Origin of the sequence: Pedobacter sp. MR2016-19, assembly GCF_014947265.1 — a bacterium.
Classification (GTDB): domain Bacteria; phylum Bacteroidota; class Bacteroidia; order Sphingobacteriales; family Sphingobacteriaceae; genus Pedobacter.
In genome coordinates this window covers 1-3044 of sequence record NZ_JADCNK010000046.1, presented here as the reverse complement: position 1 = coordinate 3044, position 3044 = coordinate 1, and the positions used below count along the sequence as shown (strand labels likewise).

The following is a 3044-nucleotide window of genomic DNA, read 5'->3' as shown; positions in this document are numbered from 1 at the left end:
TTCCTCGCTTACGGGCTTTCCATTACATTCGGGTTTAGGAACAAAGGTTTGTGCACTATGCAACCCTAAAAATGAAATACTGTTTAGGCCATTTAGCCCCGGGTGCAGCGATACCCTGCAGCAAGGAGGCACGACGAAGCGAAGCGTAAAGCGAAACACGGGAACAAAGTACCCTATTACTACTACAATTGCGCTCCAATAATAAAGATCAATTCACTTAAAAATGAATCTGTAACGGACCTGAGTGCCAGATGGAAACATCCGACACCCCCGGGATTGTGCTGTCAGATGTTACCATCTGACTGACCGTACCTCATTTCCATGAATTACTATTTTCGATGTATGAGTGTCGGATGGTAACATCCAACACCACGGATAAAATTAAAATAAAACAGGTACAGTAGCTTTTATTTGCACAACTCTACCCTACCTCAACTCCTTCCCGAAAAATTATTTTAAAATATTCGAAATAAAATTCTCCGGAATATTAAAAATATGTTACGTTTGTATTAAATACTACTAATTCTATAGAATATGTATAATAAAACAAAATTGTTTTATTTCACTTCAGTACCGAACCACTCGCCAATGCGAATGTGCTGTTGCTGCGCATAATACTTTCCCCAATTATCTTTTTTCCTAAATCTTTTAATTTTTTACACATGGCCACATCGTATCCAACCTTTACCTTATCTGAACAATTAACAAAAGAACAGCTTGATTTTTTTAACATACATGGGTTTATCCATTTCAAAAATTTCATTAAGCCCGAAACGGTTTCATCGATTATTGATGCTTCTAAACAAGTAGAACAAAAATGGATACAGGAAGATGTTAAAAAAATAAACGGCGTGCCAATTAAATACGGAAAAGATCTTGATGGTTCAGCAATTGTACAGCGTTTTGCTTTTATTAACCAACAGCATCAAACCTTAAGCGGACTGTTATTAGACCCACGCTTTAATGCCCTGCTGCAATTGGCAGGTGATGGTGCACGCCTGGGTACAGAAGAAAAAGACGGCATGGTATTTAACCATTACATTAATGGACCTGAAAGCAAATTCAGCAAAATGGGCTGGCACACGGATGGTTTAAGGGATATTTTTTATGGTGCTAAACTAAACCCAATGCTCAATGTAGGCATTCACCTGAGTACCTTAAAACCTGAAAATGGTGGATTAAAAATAATTCCTGGCACACACAAACAAAGTATTTACCAGATGCTTTTCCGCAAAAAATATTTCCTGGATAATAAACCAGATGCTGAAGAAGTATCGATATTACCCGAAGCAGGAGATTTAACGATCCACGATGGCAGGTTATGGCACAGGGTAGCAGAATCGGCCATACGTGGCGAAGAAAGCAGAAGACGCGTAATTTACGTACCCATCATCGCAGGTAAGTATGCCCCAAAAAATGAGAATAGTCCAACAGTATTTTACCAGCGCTTCGCCGGAATTGTAAAATAAATTTATGTTATTTGCCCTATTGTTTACTTACCTGGTCAGATCGGGGAAGCTAAAAAGAATAACTGATTATTCTAAAGGTATTCCAAAGAAGATCAGTTTAAAATTTTACCGACCGGAAACGGCCATTCTATTTGGCGTAATTTTGGTTGGCACTTAAATTGGAGGCTATTATTAAACTAAAAAAAGACCATTTAGATGGCAAAAGGGTATTTGCAGACCGAGAGAGGACAAATATTTTAAGAAAAGGCGAACAAGCACTGATCTTATTTTTGCTTCAAAGGGTTCCTAAGTGGATCACGCCCAATATGATGACAGGGATTGGCATGATTGGATCGCTGATTGTGTTTTTAAGCTTTATTTTGGCTGGTTTTTATGCAAAAAGTTATTTGCTGGTCGGAATTTTAGGTTTTATGATCAACTGGCTTGGCGATTCGCTTGATGGCCGGTTGGCGTACTTTCGCAACATCCCCCGTAAGTGGTATGGCTTTGCACTTGATATTGTAATGGATTGGCTAAGCATTATCCTGATCGGTTTGGGCTATTATTATTACGCCGATGGTGGCACACAGATTTTCGCATTTCTTTTTGTGGTATTATACGGTTGGTCTATGATTATTTCCCAACTGCGCTATAAAATTACCGGCTTTTACCAAATCGATTCCGGCTATTTAGGTCCGACGGAATTACGCGTAATTATTTCGTTTATCCTAATTGCCGAAACCTTATTCACTGGTGCCATTACTTATTTCGCAATTGCTATGGTGTTGCTATTATTGGTTATCAATATTATCGATACGTTTAAACTTTTGAAAGCGGGCGACGCTAAAGACAAGGAGGAGAAAATATAATGACCTGGGCGTCTGTTAAACTTTTTCTCAAAGCGCAGGTATCGGCTTTTTCTGGTGGTGTTACCGATTATGGATTAATGATACTACTAACCGAATGGCTGCATATCCACTTTACCATTTCTATTTTAATCTCAGGCACGCTTGGTGGGATGGTTAACTTTTGTATTAACCGTTTTTGGGCTTTTAAGAGTAACGATGGCTATTGCAGTTCTACAAGCGGACAGCTAATCAGATTTTTTACCGTGGTTTTGGGAAGTATCTCATTAAAATCAGCAGGCACCTATTTATTGCACAGTAGCCTCAATTTAGATTATAAAATCGGCAGACTTTTGATTGATAGTATAGTTTCTTACGGTTTTAATTATCCCTTAATGAAATATTGGGTATTTAAAATCAATAAATTGAGCAATTCTGAAGTTGATGAAGAAGATTATTTTGAAAGAATTAGCGAAGAACAAAGGGCTTAATGCCCCTACTTACACGCTTTTTGCAACAAATCCGTTTAACCAATCAAACGTTTGCGCTTTGTTTTTGTTTGTTGAATAAAGCTATTCTTAGGGATAATTTAGGTTAAAATCAATGTGAATTATATAAGAATCTAAGGAAATAATGGTTTTCGAAATGTTGTCATTGCGAAGCCAATTCTTCATTGGATGAAGCAATCTTTATAGCAAGAATATAAGTATGAGAGATTGCTTCGTCGTGCCTTCTTATAATGACGTTTATG

Annotated in this window: 3 protein-coding genes; all 3 read left to right on the top strand. The window is 37.7% G+C overall.

The window, feature by feature from the left end; translation table 11 throughout:
- Nucleotides 1–662: 662 nt before the first annotated feature.
- The 3 genes from IM793_RS24640 to IM793_RS24630 all read left to right on the top strand — a co-directional run bounded on the left by IM793_RS24640 (nucleotide 663) and on the right by IM793_RS24630 (nucleotide 2784).
- Entirely contained in the window at nucleotides 663–1469 is an 807-nt protein-coding gene (locus IM793_RS24640; RefSeq protein WP_193426159.1) for a phytanoyl-CoA dioxygenase family protein, read from the top strand.
- A gap of 158 nt (nucleotides 1470–1627) precedes the next feature.
- Complete coding sequence (locus IM793_RS24635) at nucleotides 1628–2317, top strand: CDP-alcohol phosphatidyltransferase family protein (protein WP_193426158.1); 690 nt, start codon at nucleotides 1628–1630, stop codon at nucleotides 2315–2317.
- Nucleotides 2317–2784, top strand: coding sequence for a GtrA family protein (locus IM793_RS24630; RefSeq protein WP_193426156.1), 468 nt, complete (start codon nucleotides 2317–2319; stop codon nucleotides 2782–2784). The genes IM793_RS24635 and IM793_RS24630 overlap by 1 nt, the downstream gene beginning before the upstream one ends.
- Nucleotides 2785–3044: the final 260 nt, after the last annotated feature.

Bases quoted from the DNA above. Each gene is read 5' to 3' on its own strand.
- IM793_RS24640 (WP_193426159.1), top strand. From the start codon at position 663: ATGGCCACATCGTATCCAACCTTTACCTTATCTGAACAATTAACAAAA.
- IM793_RS24630 (WP_193426156.1), top strand. From the start codon at position 2,317: ATGACCTGGGCGTCTGTTAAACTTTTTCTCAAAGCGCAGGTATCGGCT.